This is a genomic window from Desulfoluna sp. HI9BLuna, from assembly GCF_056829775.1.
The window spans coordinates 1589529-1607391 of record NZ_CP186555.1 but is presented as its reverse complement, the minus strand read 5'-3'; the positions used below and the strand labels follow the sequence as shown (position 1 = coordinate 1607391).

Annotated in this window: 11 protein-coding genes and 2 tRNA genes; 8 read left to right on the top strand and 5 right to left on the bottom strand. The window is 55.6% G+C overall.

What is annotated here, in order from left to right:
* Positions 1-26: 26 nt before the first annotated feature.
* A complete protein-coding gene (gene hemW / locus ACOYW0_RS06325) occupies positions 27-1190 on the top strand; it encodes a radical SAM family heme chaperone HemW (protein ID WP_482417704.1) in 1164 nt (387 codons plus the stop codon).
* A 149-nt stretch (positions 1191-1339) separates the two neighbouring features.
* Here hemW and ACOYW0_RS06320 read toward each other — a convergent pair whose 3' ends face one another.
* The 3 genes from ACOYW0_RS06320 to ACOYW0_RS06310 all read right to left on the bottom strand — a co-directional run bounded on the left by ACOYW0_RS06320 (position 1340) and on the right by ACOYW0_RS06310 (position 4912).
* A complete protein-coding gene (locus ACOYW0_RS06320; protein WP_482417703.1) occupies positions 1340-2545 on the bottom strand; it encodes a DUF2333 family protein in 1206 nt (401 codons plus the stop codon).
* A 247-nt stretch (positions 2546-2792) separates the two neighbouring features.
* Positions 2793-4709 (bottom strand): selenocysteine-specific translation elongation factor, encoded by a 1917-nt coding sequence (gene selB / locus ACOYW0_RS06315; protein WP_482417702.1) that lies wholly within the window; start codon positions 4707-4709, stop codon positions 2793-2795.
* 29 nt (positions 4710-4738) lie between these two features.
* Positions 4739-4912 carry a hypothetical protein gene (locus ACOYW0_RS06310; protein ID WP_180139707.1) on the bottom strand — a complete coding sequence of 58 codons (174 nt, stop codon included), beginning with the start codon at positions 4910-4912 and terminating at the stop codon, positions 4739-4741.
* A 400-nt stretch (positions 4913-5312) separates the two neighbouring features.
* Between ACOYW0_RS06310 and ACOYW0_RS06305 the strand changes: the two genes are divergently transcribed.
* The 6 genes from ACOYW0_RS06305 to ACOYW0_RS06280 all read left to right on the top strand — a co-directional run bounded on the left by ACOYW0_RS06305 (position 5313) and on the right by ACOYW0_RS06280 (position 11876).
* A tRNA-His gene (locus ACOYW0_RS06305) sits at positions 5313-5388 on the top strand.
* An 8-nt stretch (positions 5389-5396) separates the two neighbouring features.
* Positions 5397-5473 (top strand) — tRNA-Arg (locus ACOYW0_RS06300).
* A 366-nt stretch (positions 5474-5839) separates the two neighbouring features.
* The gene (locus ACOYW0_RS06295; RefSeq protein WP_482417701.1) at positions 5840-8563 is read left to right on the top strand and encodes a winged helix-turn-helix domain-containing protein; all 2724 of its coding nucleotides are present in this window, start codon (positions 5840-5842) and stop codon (positions 8561-8563) included.
* Between the two features lie 212 nt (positions 8564-8775).
* Positions 8776-10227: a reductive dehalogenase gene (locus tag ACOYW0_RS06290; RefSeq protein ID WP_482417700.1), complete on the top strand. Its 1452-nt coding sequence runs from the start codon at positions 8776-8778 to the stop codon at positions 10225-10227.
* 15 nt (positions 10228-10242) lie between these two features.
* The gene (locus tag ACOYW0_RS06285; RefSeq protein WP_482417699.1) at positions 10243-10539 is read left to right on the top strand and encodes a hypothetical protein; all 297 of its coding nucleotides are present in this window, start codon (positions 10243-10245) and stop codon (positions 10537-10539) included.
* A gap of 212 nt (positions 10540-10751) precedes the next feature.
* Positions 10752-11876: an FMN-binding protein gene (locus ACOYW0_RS06280; protein ID WP_482417698.1), complete on the top strand. Its 1125-nt coding sequence runs from the start codon at positions 10752-10754 to the stop codon at positions 11874-11876.
* A gap of 283 nt (positions 11877-12159) precedes the next feature.
* Here ACOYW0_RS06280 and ACOYW0_RS06275 read toward each other — a convergent pair whose 3' ends face one another.
* Positions 12160-15393, bottom strand: coding sequence for a hypothetical protein (locus tag ACOYW0_RS06275; protein ID WP_482417697.1), 3234 nt, complete (start codon positions 15391-15393; stop codon positions 12160-12162).
* Positions 15394-16021: 628 nt separating this feature from the next.
* Between ACOYW0_RS06275 and ACOYW0_RS06270 the strand changes: the two genes are divergently transcribed.
* On the top strand, positions 16022-16489 hold the full coding sequence (locus ACOYW0_RS06270) for a hypothetical protein (protein ID WP_482417696.1): 468 nt from the start codon (positions 16022-16024) through the stop codon (positions 16487-16489).
* 146 nt (positions 16490-16635) lie between these two features.
* Here ACOYW0_RS06270 and ACOYW0_RS06265 read toward each other — a convergent pair whose 3' ends face one another.
* Positions 16636-17787, bottom strand: a complete 1152-nt coding sequence (locus ACOYW0_RS06265; protein WP_482417695.1) for a beta-ketoacyl-ACP synthase III — start codon at positions 17785-17787, stop codon at positions 16636-16638.
* Positions 17788-17863: the final 76 nt, after the last annotated feature.

Sequence of the window (17863 nt, the reverse complement as noted above, 5' to 3'; positions counted from 1 at the left end):
TCACCCCAAAGGGAGACGTTTACCCCATGAACCCCGGCCTCTATATCCATGTTCCGTTTTGCCTTCGCAAATGCCCGTATTGTGATTTTTATTCCGAGTCCTCCCTGTCACAAAAGAAGGCGTACCTTGAAGGGGTTGTTCGTGAGATGGACCTTGTGGCCAAAGACCTTTGCGTGGAGGCTCCCTTCGATACGGTCTACTTCGGCGGGGGGACCCCCTCCCTTCTCAAACCGTCTGAGGTGGCCCGGCTCCTTGAGGCGGCCCGCAGCCGGTTCTCTTTTGGGGAGGACGTGGAGGTGACCCTGGAGGTAAACCCCGGGACAGTTACCCCGACAACACTGGCCGGTTTCAAGGAGGCCGGGGTGAACAGGCTTAACATCGGGGTGCAGTCCCTTGATGACGGCACGCTCTCGTTTTTGGGACGTCTCCACAGCGCCGGGGACGCAACGGCTGCTCTGGAAGCGGCGCGTGAATGCGGGTTTTCCAATATCGGGGCTGATCTCATTTACGGGGTGCCGGGTCAGGATCTGGCTGCGGTGCGTGCGGATGTGGCGGCCCTTCTCTCCTACGCCCCGGAGCACCTCTCCTGTTACATGCTGACCCTGGAATCCGGAACCCCCCTTTATGTGCGCCACGGCAACCGTGATTTTTCCATGCCCGGGGACACTGAGCAGGGGGCTTTTTTTGGTGCGGTCTCGGATGCCCTGACGGAAAATGGGTACCTCCACTACGAGGTCTCCAATTTTGCCAGGGGGGGCGGTTTTGTCTCCCGGCACAACACCAAGTACTGGGAGATGGCCACCACTGTTGGGCTGGGGCCATCTGCCCACGGATTTTATACCGGGGGGGACGCCCGTGAGCACCCCGTGCGGCGGTGGAACGTTGCCGATCTCGGTACCTGGTTGGAACTCCTGGCCAGGGGAGAGCGGCCCGTGGAAGGGGAGGAGGCCCTGGATCGGGAGGCCATGATGACCGAGGCGCTTTATCTGGGGCTGCGGCGCATGGAAGGGGTGGACTTGGGGGCGCTTTCCCGGCGCTTTTCACAGGATCTGGTCCAGGTGCTTGCGCCGGTGGTGAAGGGGTTTGTGGACGAGGGGCTCATGGTGTCCAGCGAAGGGGCGGTCCGCCTGACACGAAGGGGCTTTGCCGTGGCCGACGGCATTGTGCTGCGTCTCCTGCAGGCCCTGTAAGGAGACGTTCTATACTGTTTCCCGGAATCAAAAAGCCCGTTGCCTCAATAATGAGACAGCGGGCTTTTTGTTTGACAGCAGTATCGAGTCAGCGCAGGCCACCTATCACCTATCACCTATCACCTATCACCTATCACCTATCACCTGTATTAGGTGCTCATGGTCTTGATGACAAACTGGATGTAGGCCCGGGCGTGGCTGATGAAGGCGGCCATGTTGGCTCTGTGGTTGGCAAAGAAGCCGCTGTAGTCGCTCTCCTGAACCACAAGGGGGTCAAGCTCGGTGGCGTGCTGGAGCATCAGCACGGCGTGGTGCAGGTCATTGGCTGCGCCGCGGGAGTCCAGGACCGGTGCGAAGTCCACCATGACGGCTTCCAGGATGGTGGCCATGGCCCTGGAGACGCCCTGGGCATAGTAGAAGTAGTCGTCGGCCTTGAAGGTGCTTACCGGGGCGCCGCTCTCTTCATGGGTCTTTACCAGGTCGTCGTCGCAGTCACCCAAAAGGTTCTCGAAGCTGCTGAGCAGGGGAATGAGGTTGTCGGCCCGGGAGTGAAAGGTGGCCTTGTTTCTGTTCAGGCGCTCCCTGTAAGTTTTCAGCTCGTCGATGGCCTGGGCGTAAGACTTTTCAGGTGCGGGGAGCCAGTATTTTTTCGGGTCGTTGTTGAACTTGGCCCGGGCCAGATTGAGGTTTTTATCGAACTTGATGGTGCTGCCGGTTCGGGCGATGCGTTCCACGAGTTTTTCCGTGGTACGCCGGGTGACCTCCAGAACGCCGAGCTGGTAGTTCTCCACATTGTCGGTGAAGAGGGTGAGGAAATCGTTGGGTCGCCAGCCCAGGGAGCGCTGGGTGAGCTCGTAGTCCAGGGGTTCGATGAGGGCTGTGACAAAGGCGGTGCCCCGCACGGCGTTGGGGAAGAGGTCAGCCACATCCTGCTCCAGGGAGCTGTGGCCGTCTTCGGAGGCTGATCCGTGGGCCTGGGTGTCCACATGAAGGGTGGCTTCGTGGTCCTGGGCCGCAGCGCCGTCGTGGGCGGCTGCCGGGGTGCCGTGGGTGTCGGCGACGGCGTGTGCTCCAGGTTCCGCCGCCGTGTCATTGGATTGCTCGTCAGCAGCGCCCTCTTCCGGATGGCTCGTGTCCAGCATTTTTTTAAGGGCGTGGTCGGCGGATTTCAGGGTTGGGTTGTTGTCCACCACCTGGTGGTAGGGGGACGGGTGCTCATCGCTGCCGGTGAAGAAGTAAAACAGTTTGGCGCCGCCCCAAAGCACCACGAGGGTTGCTATGACGGCAAGGCCGACCCGTGAAAGGATGTATATCTTGAACTCTTTGCTTAGCTTGTTTTTTCCGGGATCACTCATGGTTTCTCCTTCTCTGCGGGGACATTCGATGACTGCTTGTTGATGACTCGGTTAGCGACAGGCAACAGTATGCACATTTTTGGGGTAGAAGTCAAAAATCTAAGGCGTGGTGAAAGTGAGCTGCGGAGTAAGTAAAACCCCGGTGATCACCGGGGTTTTGTCGGGATGGGCTTTACGGGCTGCAGCGGCAAAAAAAAGGCGTTGCCCCGGTTCCTTCCGGGCCGGGGCGCAAGGGTTGTTGGGGCTTTTAACTGCGACCCCTTAGCTGTCTGGCATCTCCCACCCGGATGGTGAGGTTCATGCCGTCGTAGTGCTCCAGAAGGGGAATGAGGTACTTGCGGGAGACCCCGCCGGTCATCTCCTTGAAGTCCGCGGTGGACATTTCAGTGTTGGACTCAAAAAAGGTCAGGACCCGGGACTTGAGTCCTTCAAGGGCCGGCTGGTGAAAGTAGAGGTCCTCTTTGACCTTCATCAGGACCCCCTCTTTAATAAGGAGGAGGAGAACGTCTTTGGCCTTGTTCACGGGAACCCCCAGCGACTCGCACAGGGCCTTGAAGTAGGGGGGCGTCAGGGCGGTCTCGGTGTAGGCGCTGACAATGTCTTTTTTCAACTGCTCCTGGTCCACCTGGAGTTCAACGGTGTGGGAAGCGAGCTTGACGGTGTCGGCGGTGAGGACCACGGCGTTTTCACCCACCAGGTGGTTGAGGGTGAGGGTGAAGACCCGGCTTCCCAGCACATCGGGGAACTTGGACTTGAGCTCCTCTTTAGGCATCCCCTCCTTTAGGGGGTTGGCCTTGTGGTACTCGGCCAGGTACTCCTGGGCGATGTCGGTGAGGCGGGTGAAGGTCTCGCCGTGGATCAGCGTCCGGGTCTCTTTGTCCGTCTGGATGACCACACGCTTGGACAGGAGTCCGGACAGGGCCCCGGTGAGCTGCTTCTCACTGCAGTTGGTCATGAGTTTCAGGTCGGAAAAGGGCAGGCCCGCGTAACCCGCCTGGACCACATGGAAGGAGATGATCTCCGGGAGTTCGTTTTCCATGAGGCCGGAAAGGCCCGTGATGACATCCTCTCGGAAGCGTTTGTGCTTCGGGGGGATGGGGTTCAGGATGCGTCCGCCGCCGATGGTGCGCACCGGGGAGTAGCTTCGGATGACGTAGCGGTCGTCCTTGATGCAGGCCACGGGCTCTTCCAGGCGCAGCTGGACCGCTGCGGTGTCTCCGGGGTCCAGGGTCTCCCGGTCAAGGAGGATCAGGTAACCCAGGACCTCGCTGGTGCCGGTGTGCAGGCGGATGCGGGTGCGGTTCTTCAGGGGCTTTTTGGAGCTGGGCAGGTAGAGGAACTCCACGTCCATGAGGTAGCTGGGCTTGATGTCCCCGGGGGTGGAGACCACCTCGCCGCGTTGGATGGCGCTTTTTTCCAGGCCCTGGAAGTTGATGGCAGTGCGCATGCCTGAGGAGGCGGACTCCACGCTGTCGCTGTGGACCTGGATGCCGCGGACTTTGGACTCGGTGCCGGAGGGGTAGATGGTCACGGCATCCCCCACGGAGATCTTTCCTGAAATCACCGTACCGGTGATGACGGTGCCGAAGCCCTTCATGGTGAAGACGCGGTCCACGGGAAGACGGAACACGGAACTGGTGCGGCGCTGGGGCACCACGGTGGACAGCTCGGTAAGGCTCTTTTTCAGGTCATCCATGCCCTCGCCGGTGACGGAGGAGACGGGGATCATGGGGGCCCCTTCTAAAAAGGTGCCTTCGAGGAACCCGGCGATGTCTTCCTGTACAAGCTCCAGCCACTCTTCGTCCACGAGGTCGGTCTTGGTGAGGACCACCACGCCGTGGGAAATTCCCAGGAGTGAGCAGATTTCCATGTGCTCGCGGGTCTGGGGCATGACCCCTTCGTCTGCGGCGATAACCATGGCCACGATGTCGATGCCCGTGGCGCCTGCCACCATGTTTTTCACAAACTTTTCATGGCCGGGGACATCCACGATGCCCACATGCTGGCCGTTGGGCAGGTCCATGGCGGCAAACCCCAGTTCAATGGTGATGCCCCGGGTCTTCTCTTCTTTCAGCCGGTCCGTTTCAATGCCGGTGAGGCTGCGGATGAGGCTGGTCTTTCCGTGGTCTATGTGTCCGGCCGTGCCGAGTATAATCTGTTTCAACGACCCTTTGCTCCTCTTTATATGCACATCTATTTGGTTTTCCGGTGACGCCAGTATGCGGACAAATAGCTCAGGCCCAGCAGAAGCAGGCCCAGAGCTGCGGAATAGACGATCCCCTTGCCCGGGTAAAACAGACGCATCAGCAGCGTCCCGAAAACAAAGGAGAGAACCGCACGTATAATAAAAATGGTCACTCGTTCCATATAAGTGCACCTCAAGGCGATGATTCGCCGTCCGGGTTTCATGTGTCGGGGTGGATAAACGCATGCCGGGCATGCATGAAATCTCTGCCCCTTGGCACGGTTTCATACCTATTATAGTTGGCTGGTGGGGGTCAATAGGCAATGTCCGGAACAGGGCAGGCCCAAAGCTGCGGGCCGATGAGCCACCGGTCTCTTTGGGGTGCCCCGCGGCCCTGAAACGCCCTTCTTCGGGCCTGCTCCGGATTTTCTTTCCAATGCTTGAAATGTGAGCTCAGGCGTATCGGCGCACAAATTCAGGGGCTTGTTGACGGGGCGGGAAAAGGCGGGGAATTTTTTTGCATCCATGCTTGAAAAACCCTTGTCATGCCCAGATTCATCGGGTATAAGTCTCTTGTTTTTGGTGAGCGTAGCTCAGTTGGTAGAGCCCCGGATTGTGGTTCCGGTTGTCGCGGGTTCAAATCCCGTCGTTCACCCCATACACTTTGCGCCTGTAGCTCAGCTGGATAGAGCGCCGGACTTCGAATCCGTAGGTCGCAGGTTCGAATCCTGCCAGGCGCGCCATTTGGAAGACCAAAGCCCCTTCTGCGGAAGGGGCTTTTTTGTTTTGGTCAAGCCCTTCACATTCCACGGGATCTCTGTGGTATTGCATGCCAAGGATTGTCTTGGGATCGCCTTTCGTTTTACCTCTCTGTGGTCACCCCACCCTCCGTTTGAAACCCTTTGTGTAATACACTCCAGCCAAAAAAAAGTGGGGCAGGGGTGGGGCAAATAGTCTCGATTCCAAAAAAACTGGGGCCATGTTGGGGCCACATTGGATGGCCCGTAAATCACGCCGTGATGCCCCGGGGAAAGAGATAGGAGAAAACTCTGTGGGTATGGTATATATTGGCCGTTTTGCAGATCAAAGGAAAGGGTCAGGATATTACGATGGATGCACTGCTGATAACCAAATTCCATATGCCTCTTCTTCCGGATGAGGCTGTCCCAAGGCCACGCCTGAGCAACAAGCTGTCATCCACGGCCAGGGTATCCCTTATCTGTGCCTCTGCGGGATTTGGAAAAACGAGCCTGGCCATTGCCTGGCTCAGCCGGCAGGCATGGCCGGTGGCCTGGCTCTCACTGGATGAAAACGATAATGAGGCGCATCGTTTCTTCAGCTATCTGCTCACTGCCCTGAACCGTTGTGTGCCCGGGGTTGCCAATAAATCCCTTGAGCGTTTGTCCTCCCCTGCCTCGCCTGACGTCATGGCTGCCATGACGCAATTGATCAATGACCTGGAGCGGGCAGGCCGTCATGTTGTCCTGGCCCTGGACGACTACCACCTGATTGAAAATCAGGAGATTCATGCTGCGGTCGGTTTTTTGATCAATCACCAGCCGCAGCACCTGCACCTTATTCTTATCAGTCGCACAGAGCCCCCGTTGCCCATTGCCAGGCTCCGCTCGAAAAACCAACTGAATGAGATCGGAACCGAGGAGCTGCGCTTCAACACGGAAGAGGCCCGCTGTTTTTTTAATCGCTCCATGTCCCTTGGTTTGACAGAGGATCAGATTACCAAGCTGGAGAAGCAGTCCGAAGGGTGGATTACGGGATTGCAGCTCGCGGCCCTGTCTTTGAGGGAGCGCCTGGACGCAAATGGATTCATCGACAGCATGTCGGGAAAAGATCGGCATATTGCGGACTACCTCGTCAGTGAAGTTCTTGCTCATCAGGATCGGGAGATACAAGAGTTCCTGATGCAGACATCCATTCTTAAGCGGTTTAACGCAGATATCTGCGACGATTTGCTTGGCATTACCAATAGCCAGCAGATTTTGGAAAAACTGGAGAGGGGCAACCTCTTCATTGTTCCCCTGGACAGCAACCGATGCTGGTACCGGTATCATCACTGGTTTGCCCAGATGCTCAGCAATCGCCTTCGCACGTGCGGCAGGGAAGCGGTCACTGGCCTTCACCGGCAGGCTGCAAGCTGGTTCATGGCCCACAGCATGTGGGAAGAGGCCATTGATCATGCGCTGGAGGCAAAGGACTACGATCGGGTGATCACGCACCTGGAAACGCACATCGACCGGATACTGGCCCGTGGGCATTTCAATATCTACCTGCAGTGGTTTAAAAAGGTGCCTGCAGACTACATGCCGTTGACCCTGACTTTGCACCAGTTGTTCTTTTTCTATGAGATGGGGGAATTTGAAGCCTTTGATCAATGCCTCCAGCGTATCGGGACGCAGCTTGGCCCCCTTGGTGAGGGCAAGGCGGGGGTAACATCCGAGCAGCGAGGTATTTTTTTAGCCATCAAAGGTATTCGCAGCGCCTCTTTGTTTGCCGTGGATGAAGCAAGGGACCATTTTCATGACGCCCTGAATCTGCTTCCTGAAGAGAAACGCTTTTGGCGAACCCTGGCACTTGGTGGCTACGGATTCTGCCAGCGGGTCAGCGGGGACCCTGACACGGCAATACAGATTTTCAGAAAAGCTGTCTCCATGGCTTTTAATGAGAATCTCTCTTTTTGCTTTTTTATGTATTCCATAGCGTTGGCAAAGCTCTATATGGAATATGGCCAACTCCAACAGGCGCTGGAAACCTGCCGACCACTGGTGGGCTATCAGGGGGCCGACCATGGAGATGTCCCTTTTTCAGGCCTTGCCCATGTTGTCATGGGACAGGTGTACTACCACTCAGGCGAACTTCTCCAATCCGAAAAATACCTCAGGCGCGGGCTGAAAAAGATCATAAAAGACGGTGACGTCTTTTCCATTGTGGACGGGTATCTGGCTCTTGCTCTGTGCCTTCTGGACCAGGGCAAGCCGGAGCAAGGCATCGAGGCCATGGATGAGATGAGAGCTTCCATTGGCAACTTGGCACCACCGGATTCCGTCACCCTCATGGCTGCATCGTGCAAAACCCTGATCCACACACTGAGCGGCGAGCCAGTATCGACGGAAAACGGGTTTTTGCCCCAAGGGGGCCGCGATCTTGCCGGTAAGGAATATCCCGACTTATCTCCCTTGAACTTTCAGGGCATCTACCGAACCGGTCAACAACCGTTGACATGTTACTCAAATGTCATCCAGCTTTTTGCTGCCAAAATAGCTGTGGAAACCCATAGAGCCGATGAGTCGCTTCCCATACTCAATGAGCTTGCCTCAACATTCGATGACAAAACCAGTCTGCTTTTCAGGGCGGACGTATTGATCCAGATGGCCCTGGCCCATCGCCGGCTTGGCAACGACGTCCTGGCGGTGGAGAGCCTGGAACGCGCCGTGCTCCTGGTTGCGCCTGAACACTATTTTCAGATATTCATTCGGGAAGGCCTGCCGGTGTACGAGCTGCTGAAGCAGGTCGGCAGGCAGCTGGGCCCCGATAACCAGGATGCAATAGGGTTTATCGAGCTCATGATGGAAAAAACAGCCGAGCTCTCCCGGCCCGTTAAATCACGGCATGCTCCCTTTGACCTGACACCGCGTGAGCTAGAGGTGCTGGCCTGTCTGGCCAAAGGCGCGAATTACGCAAAAACGGCTGCACAGCTCTTTGTCTCTGTGAATACCTTGAAAACACACATCAAAGGGATCTACAGCAAACTGGCTGTGGGCAATCGCACCCAGGCCATCAACAAAGCCAAGGAATTCAGGCTGCTTCCACCTTCGTAAGGTGCGCGGATAAAACGGCGCTCCCACCCCACCACGATCACCGCTTCAATATATCACGATGTTCTCACCCTTTTGTGTGACGTCCGGCTATCTGCAAAATCACCCTCTGGGGTGATTTTTTTTCTCCCGTCTCCCTTTACTATGAACAGAGACAACATACACACGCAGGGGAACCCCCTGCAGATTTTTGTTCATGACTGGGAGGTGGAAATATGAGTGGGTCGGGTTCTCGAAAATCAACCTATCACTCGACAGTGGGGCGTCGCGATTTCATGAAAATGCTCGGGATAGGTGCCGGAGCTGTGGGAGCCGGGGCCGTCGGCCTCGGCTCAACGGCCGCACCGGCCTTTGCCGATCTGGATGAGATGATGGCATCGCCTTATGCGGAGCGCAACTTGCCCTGGTGGGTCAAGGAGGTGGATGAGCCCACCGTGGAGATCGACTGGGAGCATATGGAGGTTTTCCCCGGGGTCCATAAAACCCTGTTCAATCCCGATGGGTGGGATAACAAGAAAGAGTACATGGCGATTCACGCGCGCAACATAGCCTCCACAACCGAAAAGGTGAAAAAAAACGTAACGGGCTATTCCATTCGCGACCGTGCCCTGGGAGACGCCAACTGCTGGGGGTGGGGAGCACTGAGCTCCATCGCCCCGTCGTGGACCGGGCCTGAGGTGGCGTCCTTCAACGGCTGGGAACATCCGACCATGTTCTACACCCCCGATCAGTTCGGGGTGCCCCGGTATGAAGGCACGCCGGAAGAAAACTCGCGCATGGTGCGCGTTGCCGGGCGCATTTTCGGTGCTGCCGACATGGGCTTTGTCAAACTCACGAAAAAAACCAAAAAACTCCTTTATGGGAATATCCGCTTTGAGAAGGTTGACAGGGGCTACGATGCCGGAAACGGTACGGTCGTCCTGCCCGATAAGGACTTGTGGGTTATCTGTGCGGTCATCCCTCAGTCTCTGTGGATGGCTCAGTATACAGACCGCATGAGCTGGGCCTCGGCCAACACCGCCGCTTACTCCAGGGCAAATATCTACTCCAACCGCATCAATGTGTTCCTGCGCGGCCTCGGGTACCAGCACTACGGCGGAGATACAGGCGCCATTGGCCGCAGCGTGGGCTTCGGCATCATGTCCGGCATGGGGGAGTACGGTCGTGCCGGTATCCTTGTCAGCCCCCAGTGGGGCACCAACTTCCGTACGGTCATGCTCACCGTAACAGACCTTCCCCTGGCAGAAACCAAGCCCATCGACGCCGGGATCATGAACTTCTGCAGGGTCTGCAAGAAGTGCGCAGAAATGTGCCCGTCCGGCGCCATTCCGAAAACCGATGAACCGTTCTGGGGGGGAGACAAGTCCTGGCAGGCCAGAGGCATCAAGGGGTGGTATCAGGACGCCAAGAAGTGCTTTGCCTACATGCTCGGCGGCGATCCGGACTGCAGCCGCTGTCAGGCGGTCTGTCCCTTTACCAAGTTCGATGAAGCCGTCATGCATGATCTGGTTCGCATGTCCATTGCCAAAGCCCCGGCCCTCAACGCGGCCATCCGGAAGATGGACGACGTCTTTGGCTATGGTCAGGAACCGCCGTTGGAGAAGTCTCCCTGGGATGTCGATCCCATGGATATTCCCCTGTACGGTCTCGACAAATCACGCTCTTAGGAAAAGGAGAATGTCATGCGTATCGTTAGCTGGAACTGGTTCTGGTATGTGCTGCTCGGGTTTATCATGGGAGGGGGGGCTGTTTACCTCTTCACGCTGCTCAAAGAGAAATGCGTGAGGCTGGTCTGGTATGAATGGGTCCTGACCCTTTTGGCGTTTATCACCTTTATGCTTCTGGGGCAGACCTTCATTGGCTCCTTCAACGAAGGCGAACCCCGGGCTGCCTGGTTAAGCGTTGTTTTTATGGGGCTGCCCATCGTCATCATGGCTGTCGTGACGTTGCGGTCGGTTCGTGCCAGGCAGGATGTATAGGCAAGAGATCGGGCCCTTCTGATCGCAAGCTTCTGTTCCGATGGGCGAGTCCATGGAACACGGATGGTCTGCGCACCGGGACCAACAGGCTGAGGGCAGAAAGGGCCCCAGGGTAATAAAAGATGTCATCTGAATCCACGATAGAAAAGAAAAAGTCGACCTGCAGCCATCACCGCTCCCGAAAAAGGGAGCGTGTTTTTGCCGTTGTGGCCATGCTCCTCATCATTGCGGCCTGGGCTGTGGGGTTTACGTTGGAACATGCAGATACCGAGCCTTATCTGTATCAGGCCATGCCCGGGGCGGACCGCCTCGAAAAAACATCCCAGGGAAGCTATGCAGCCTATGGGGCTGACCAGCTGATCGGCTACATAGGCATCGGGGAAGGAACCGGTTACGGGGGGCCCATGAGCGTGGCGGTGGCAACGGATCTTGACGGCAAGATCACGGGGCTTGCTGTGATTCGTCACAGGGAGACGCCCGAGTGGTTTAAACGCGTTGAAGAAAGCGACTATTTTTCCTGCTTTATCGGGAAAAAATTCAGCGATCCCTTTGGGCTTGGCGACGATATCGACGGCGTCAGTGGAGCGACGTACACATCCCGGGCAGCGGCGCAGGCGGTCCTTGAGGGCAGCCGGTTTGTGGCTGAGAAAAACCTGGGTTTTCCGGTTTCAGCCAAAAGACCCGTAAATGTTGTCTTTGGCCCGCCGGAGGCGGTGCTGCTTGTGCTGTTTGCCCTTGGCTTCCTTGGCCGTCGCAAATCGTTTCGTCACCAAAAAAAGGTGCGCTGGCTCAGTATGCTCACCGGCATGATCGTCCTGGGATTTATGTATACCAACCCGTTGACCCTGTCCCTTGTCAGCAAAATGCTGTTAGGGTTCTGGCCCGATTGGCATACCCATCTGTATTGGTATGTGCTGCTCGGCGGAATCCTGTTTTGCCTGATATCGTCCGGTAAAAATCCCTACTGTGAGTGGTTTTGCCCCTTCGGCGCTGCCCAGGAGTGCCTCGGCACAATCGGCGGGGCCAAATCCCATGCCGTTCCACGGTATAAGCGTCTGCTTACGTGGCTTCAGCGAGGCCTGGCACTGGCGGCCATTCTCATTGCCATGGTGTATCGCAATCCGGGGATATCCAGTTATGAAATATTCGGCACCCTGTTTGACCTGAAGGGAAGCATTCTGCAGTTTTTCCTCTTGGGGCTGGTGGTGCTGGCGTCTCTGTTTGTCCGTCGCCCATGGTGTCGCTATCTTTGCCCGATCAAGCCGATTGAATCGTTGATCAGGCTCCTCAGAAAGTGGGTGAAAAGCTATGGCTCAGCCAAAACACACGTTCCGTAACGCAAAAGAGAGACTGGTGGTTGCCTTTGTTCTTCTTGGGTCCCTTCTGATCATGCTCCATGTTGGAAAAAACCTGACAGATGAACTGCGGGAAACATCGCACATGGATCCACCATCCTCGTGGTCTGCAGCGCAGTAAGCAAAAATCAGCACAAGCCAGGCACCGATAATCGGTCATCTTCACGGTGTTGTCGCCCAAGGGCCGGGTGTTCTGCTTCGGTGGGAATACATCTTTTTTCATTGCCTCCGGCGGGTCAGCCGGAGGCAATTCAGGGCAGGCGCGTTACATCAAGTCCACATCCTTTGCTTCGGCGATTTTTACCAGGCGCTCTTGCAGGTTGGGACTGAGGTTATCGATGATGTCTTCCAGGTCGATGTCGTCAAAGCCATGGGCTTCGAGGAATTCGTCGTCAGAGATACCGCATTCGATGAGGGTTTGGATGGATTCAAAATCCGTGTCACCTCGTAAGTAGGCGTCGAACCGCTCCATCCAGGCTGCCTTGTAATCTATCTGCTGGAGCGCTTCCAGGTCCTCGATAAGTGCCTGCGGGCAACCATCATCCGTGATGAACAGATGATAGGCGGTGATGCGGTCGTCTTTTTTGTGCTCGTTGCACCACAGGCCGAATCGCAGCATCTTTGCATTGCAGAGAAACCTTACGCCCCGGGCGGTTTTTTGAATCACGCACCATTGGTAGTGGGTGTGTTGGTGGTCCTCTAAAATCTCGGCTTTTATCTCCTCGTAGCGATCTTCGGTGATGGCGTCGTCTGAGGGAGGGTATTCGGGCACGAGAAAATCCGTCAACTCGTCGCCGGAAACCGATTCTTCGTCGTAGGGGATCTGATGTTGCTTTAACCGTGCTTCGAAATAGTGGGGCAGGCGGGAGATGTTTTTTTCAAAGGAACGACGCACTTTGTCTAAGGCCATCTTATCGAGTTCTGACGTGAGCCCCTCCTGGCTGCCCAGGACGCGGGTGGCATGGCGATAGATTTTCATCAGGCGTCGCCGCGGCAAGCGGTGCACACCTATTCGGAGCTCCGAACGGATCCCATCAAAGGGGGCATCCAGGTAAGGCGAGCTCTTTTTCATCGCCTGTGCGGGTGCGATCCCTTGGAGGTAAAGGGTCAACAATTGGAGGTAATGCAGTTGCGCAGCGGAGAGGTCACCCGGTCGTTCCGGGTCTATGTCATACACATCCCCATCATCGTATATCCTGTAGAGCTGATAGCTCCAATAGGCATCCTCTTCCAGGCCCAGGGGCTTTAAAGACGAGAGCGTGTCGATAAAAAGGTCCATATCTTCTATGTTTTCCAGTGCCGGCAGCATGCCGCTGAGCTGGGAAATCACCTTCATCGGAGCCATCTGAAAGGCGATCTTTAAAAACCTCCGGAAGATCTCCACCCCTTTGAGCGAGGGGATCTGTACAGCCCAGTAGGCCATGACCATGGCAAGGGTTGTCTCGTCCTGTGACCCATCAATCCATCCATACCGGGGCTGGTGTTTTGCAATCTCATCGTCGTCGATCTCGACGTACCGGTTGAAGTACGCCACAAACGCATCCAGAGCCTTCTGGCCCGATTTCTTTTCAAATTCCCCTGTGCGGACATAGTGTTCCACCGGTTTCCAGTGGTGGTAGTTTTTAAGGATCTCTTTTTGGTGATTCTGCCGGTATTCGGTATCGTATACCGCATCTTTTTCGCTTTCGTACTCATCAAAAAGGGTCCATTGGCCCTGGCTCCCCAGGCAGGAGAGGATGAACCGGGGGCCGTAATCTTCAAGATACGCTATGGCTGCCGTGGTAAGGTCACCAAACGCTTTGTCCCGGTTATCCCGAACGGCGAGATAGCTGGCCATGACGGCGGCAGCCGACGGGGAGGCCGGGCAGGTTTTTTTCCCTTTTTCCTCTGCTTTTGGCTTTTCCAGGGAAAACCATTGCCTCAGGTAGGGGGCCGCCTGTTTTTCGTTTTCCTGCAGGAGCCTGAAGAATTTCGGCAGTGTTCGGTGGAGGTCGCTGAACTGGTACCAGTCCCTGATGTTGGTTGGCAGGACCTCGAATTGTTTTTTAAAGGTGGTGGGGAAACGCTCTTCCAACTCCTCGTCTGTGGCAATGTTCAGCTCGTCCACAAGCCCGCGACGGGTCTCGCAATAGATGGGGGGAGAGGCCATGCATCGGTGCATCACGGCGTAGAACCGGAAAATTTGCTCTTTTCCCAGGATGGGATCCTGCGTGAGGCACTCTTTTGCATAGGCGCCCATCTCCCTGAAAATCCACTTTTCCATGGGAGCATATTTTGCCTGCAAGGCCAGGTCGGAAGCCATGGCGCACTTGGCTTTTTTGGCCCCCTTTGCCAGGTCGGTTTTTTTGACGGCGTCCAGCACCTCCGGCGCTTCCCCGGTGGCGATGTAGTGCCATAGGGCCTCTCCATCCGTCAGCACCTTTGTGATCACCTCCTGCCAGGCATCGGCCTCCGGGGTTACCTGCTGTTCCTTTGCACGGCCTTCCCGGTTTTTTTCTTGTTCTTTTTCGGCAAGGGATAAGACAATGGGGCGCCCCAGGCGCTGTTCCACATCGGCCTTGAGCTCCTCGGCTTCCTGTTTGGCGTCGGAGGTCACAAAGGGCTGTGAGAGGTAGGCATCGGCGTCGAAATCATCGTCCCAGAAGTCCACGGTACCCTGGACGTAAAGCATCTCCATGACCAGGGTGCGAAGTGGGGTCTCGTTGTAGGCGTCGAGGTCCTTAGAATACTGGAGAAACGGCATCTCCCGGTAACGATCCGCCAGCATCTGCTTGAATGTGTCGTAGGCATCCGGGTGTTCCCGGAAGTGGGTGATCAGGTCGAAATTGCTTTCGATGGGGTCCCCGCTGTCGTCGTACCCGTCATAGGAGTCATACCCCAGCATGTTTTCCCGAACCGTGGCGTTGTCGGCATAGCAAAACGCCTTCAAGGTATTTTCGGTGATGCCCAGATTGTTTTTCCAGGCGGCCAGGCGATAGAGGGGTTCGTGCATGTGCTCGTCATCCCAGTACGGCACCAGAAAGCTGGCCAGCAGGTACCCGTATTTTGGGTAGCGGGTGGCGACGATGTGCAGGGGCTCGACCCCGAAGGGTGTTTCCACGGTGATCCACATTTCGGACGAATCGTTTAACTCACGGGCGTACCGAACCATGGCTTCACAGGTCGTTTTTATATCCTCTTCCAACTCGGGATGGATCACGGCACACAGGAACAACAGGTCTTCTCCGGTCATGGATGCCTGGAGGTTATCCATGTCGGAATTCTTATGGAAGTAGTAGGCGTCTTCCATGAGGTATTTTTGAAGGTCCGGATGATCGTCAAAGGCGGAAAACGGAATATTGTCACCGGTATGGTAAAAATGGGCAACACAATAGGAGGCGGTAAATGCGTCACCTGTTTGGATTAACTCTGTATATCGTTTTAACGCACGGCGCATGCTGGCAATATCTGCCGGGTGATAATTTATGGCATATTCCGGTGTGTATTCTTCAAGTCTCATCTGAACCTTTATCTTTGCATGTGTTTTTATGAACAGCACCAGGGGTGGTCATCAATTCTGGCTTTGCCCGGATATTTCATGAGTCGAGTGCACCCGTGTTCAAGGCATTAGAGCGGCAGGTCCGGGTCAGGGGAGGGGCCGGATAAAAAATCACGCATAGCAAATGTGTATATTTTACTTTTGCCATAGCCGCTATGGCGAGTGCTTTAATTACTTAAAAAATAGTTTTAATTCGGGCTTGTTTTAGCAAAATGTCCGATTGATGTATACCGTTTTTGATGGGATTCGACATGGAAAATCAAGGAAAAGCGGTTGTGCTGAAAAGAATTGGTCTAACATAGGGTCCCATGCAAATGGAAATAACCTTTCTGGGCATGCATCAATACTCTGGTTTTGTGAAGAAGGAACCTTGTGCATGAAACCTCTCTCTCCGTGGGCTTCAATGCGTAACCAAAAAGTAGCATAAGACTATCTCTGTTTTGATTTCTTGCTTGTGTGACGTGAGCTTTTTTCGTATCACGGAGCGTTTAGCAACGGGGCTGTTTCACGCCCTCTATACACCCTGATTCATTTCGCGATAAAGATGTCTGTGTGGTGTGATTTTTTTGATCTGTATTAAGGATGTGTTATGGGACTGTTGGGTAAGTTGAAGGCCGTGAAAAACGCCGTGACGGGCGGTGCTGCAAAGGTGTGTGTGGAATGCGAGGACTTCTCTTTTACCAGGCCTTTCACGGTCACCGTCGTGGCCCAGACCATGGATGCCCCGGTGAAGATGAGTGGGGTCTATTTGAAGGTACAGGGGCAGGAAGAGGTCGAGTTGACCGATACGGATGTGGTGTTTGATTCGGACGGGGACTCGAGTTGCCGTGTGGAGACGATCACTGCGTCCCATGTAACGGTGGATTTGCAGTACCCCGTGGCCGACGGCCAGGAACTTGAGGCCAATACGACCTACCGTTGGGAGGTGCAAGTGGCGCTTCCCGAAGATGCGCCGCTCATTTACATCGGGCACAATTGCAAACACACCTATTGTGCCTATGCCGGTCTGGATTGCAGGGGAAACGACCCTGATTCCGGCTGGGTGGACCTGGTCTGACGGGCTTGCCCTGCTTCGGCACCTGTGCACCTATGTCGAGCTGGCACCTATACAAAAACGGCCCGGGAAACATCCCCGGGCCTTTTTTATTCCCTGTGACCCGGCACCCCCGCCTTTGGTGCCGGGTCGTTACTTACCCGATGGAATCACACGGCATCGAGAAGCATGTAGGCGTTGGAGAAGCGCCCGCTTTCCGGGATAAAGCAAAGAACCTTGTGGCCTTTTTTCAGGTTGCCGGACTTGAAGAGTTCTTCCAGCATCACGTAGATGGAGGCGGAGCCCGTGTTGCCTTTGGTGCTCAGGTTGGTGAACCACTTCTCGTAGGGGATGTGGAAGCCGATCTCCTGCATCCCTTTGTAGAGGGGCTCTTTGAAGAAGTGGGAAGAGAAGTGGGGGAGGAACCAGTCGATCTCGTCGGCGACGAGTCCCTTTTTCTCAACCACTTTTTTCAGGTGGCGGTGAACGGCCATGTTCACGATGTTGTCGCCGAGGAGCCGGGTGTCCTGCTTCAGGGCGAAAAAGTCTTTGTCTACGGCCTCTTCAAGGGAGTTGGTCTGACGGAATCCCACCATTTTCCCTTCTTTGTTTTTCCTTCCCCCGGAGTACATGCACGTGTCGTAATCGCTGGCAAAGGAGATGTGGTCGATCCAGTCCACCTTGAGGGAGAGCCCTTCGGGGTTCTGCTCATTGGACATGTAGACGGCACCTGCCGCATCCGAGAGCATCCATCTCAGGAATTCGGCGTCAAAGATGAGCTCCGGGTTTTTGTCGATGTCTTTGGTGCCGTTGGTCTCTTTGTGTCTGAAAAAATTGGAGCGCAGGATGGACGAGGCGATTTCAGAGCCCGTGGTCACGGCGTTCTTGGAAAAGCCGGACGCCACGTTCATGTAACCGAATTTGAGGGCGCTGATGCCGCTCAGGCAAATGCCTGCCGTTGAGATCACCTCGCAAGGCGTGGATTTGAGCTCGCCGTGGACCATGAGGCCATGGCCCGGTGCTGTCACATCAGGTACGGTGGAGCCGCAACACAGGCACTCGATGTCGCTGGCCGAAAACCCGTTGTAGGGCTTGAGGCCTTTGATGGCCTGGGCCGTGAGTTCCGCGTTGGTGTGGGTCATCTCCCCGGTGTCCTTGTCCACGGCATAGTATCGGGTCTTGATGCCGTTGTGTTTGAGGATCTTGTTGCGGATTTTCGACGGGGTTTCGTTGATCATACCAAGGACAGATTCCATTTCGTCGTTTCCAACAGGGGCATTGGGAAGTGCAACAGCGATGTCGTTGATGTAGACGTCTTTCATGGTTGGCTCCTTTGTGTTGAAGGTGAAACGTTATGGATTAACAACAATAACATCGGGTACGTATCAGGCAGAGCCA

What these genes read in the sequence shown, in the direction of transcription:
- ACOYW0_RS06275 (WP_482417697.1), bottom strand. Translation starts at nt 15,393, where the DNA reads ATGAGACTTGAAGAATACACACCGGAATATGCCATAAATTATCACCCG.
- ACOYW0_RS06285 (WP_482417699.1), top strand. Translation starts at nt 10,243, where the DNA reads ATGCGTATCGTTAGCTGGAACTGGTTCTGGTATGTGCTGCTCGGGTTT.
- ACOYW0_RS06270 (WP_482417696.1), top strand. Translation starts at nt 16,022, where the DNA reads ATGGGACTGTTGGGTAAGTTGAAGGCCGTGAAAAACGCCGTGACGGGC.
- ACOYW0_RS06290 (WP_482417700.1), top strand. Translation starts at nt 8,776, where the DNA reads ATGAGTGGGTCGGGTTCTCGAAAATCAACCTATCACTCGACAGTGGGG.
- ACOYW0_RS06265 (WP_482417695.1), bottom strand. Translation starts at nt 17,787, where the DNA reads ATGAAAGACGTCTACATCAACGACATCGCTGTTGCACTTCCCAATGCC.
- ACOYW0_RS06310 (WP_180139707.1), bottom strand. Translation starts at nt 4,912, where the DNA reads ATGGAACGAGTGACCATTTTTATTATACGTGCGGTTCTCTCCTTTGTT.
- ACOYW0_RS06280 (WP_482417698.1), top strand. Translation starts at nt 10,752, where the DNA reads ATGCTCCTCATCATTGCGGCCTGGGCTGTGGGGTTTACGTTGGAACAT.
- ACOYW0_RS06295 (WP_482417701.1), top strand. Translation starts at nt 5,840, where the DNA reads ATGGATGCACTGCTGATAACCAAATTCCATATGCCTCTTCTTCCGGAT.
- hemW (WP_482417704.1), top strand. Translation starts at nt 27, where the DNA reads ATGAACCCCGGCCTCTATATCCATGTTCCGTTTTGCCTTCGCAAATGC.
- ACOYW0_RS06320 (WP_482417703.1), bottom strand. Translation starts at nt 2,545, where the DNA reads ATGAGTGATCCCGGAAAAAACAAGCTAAGCAAAGAGTTCAAGATATAC.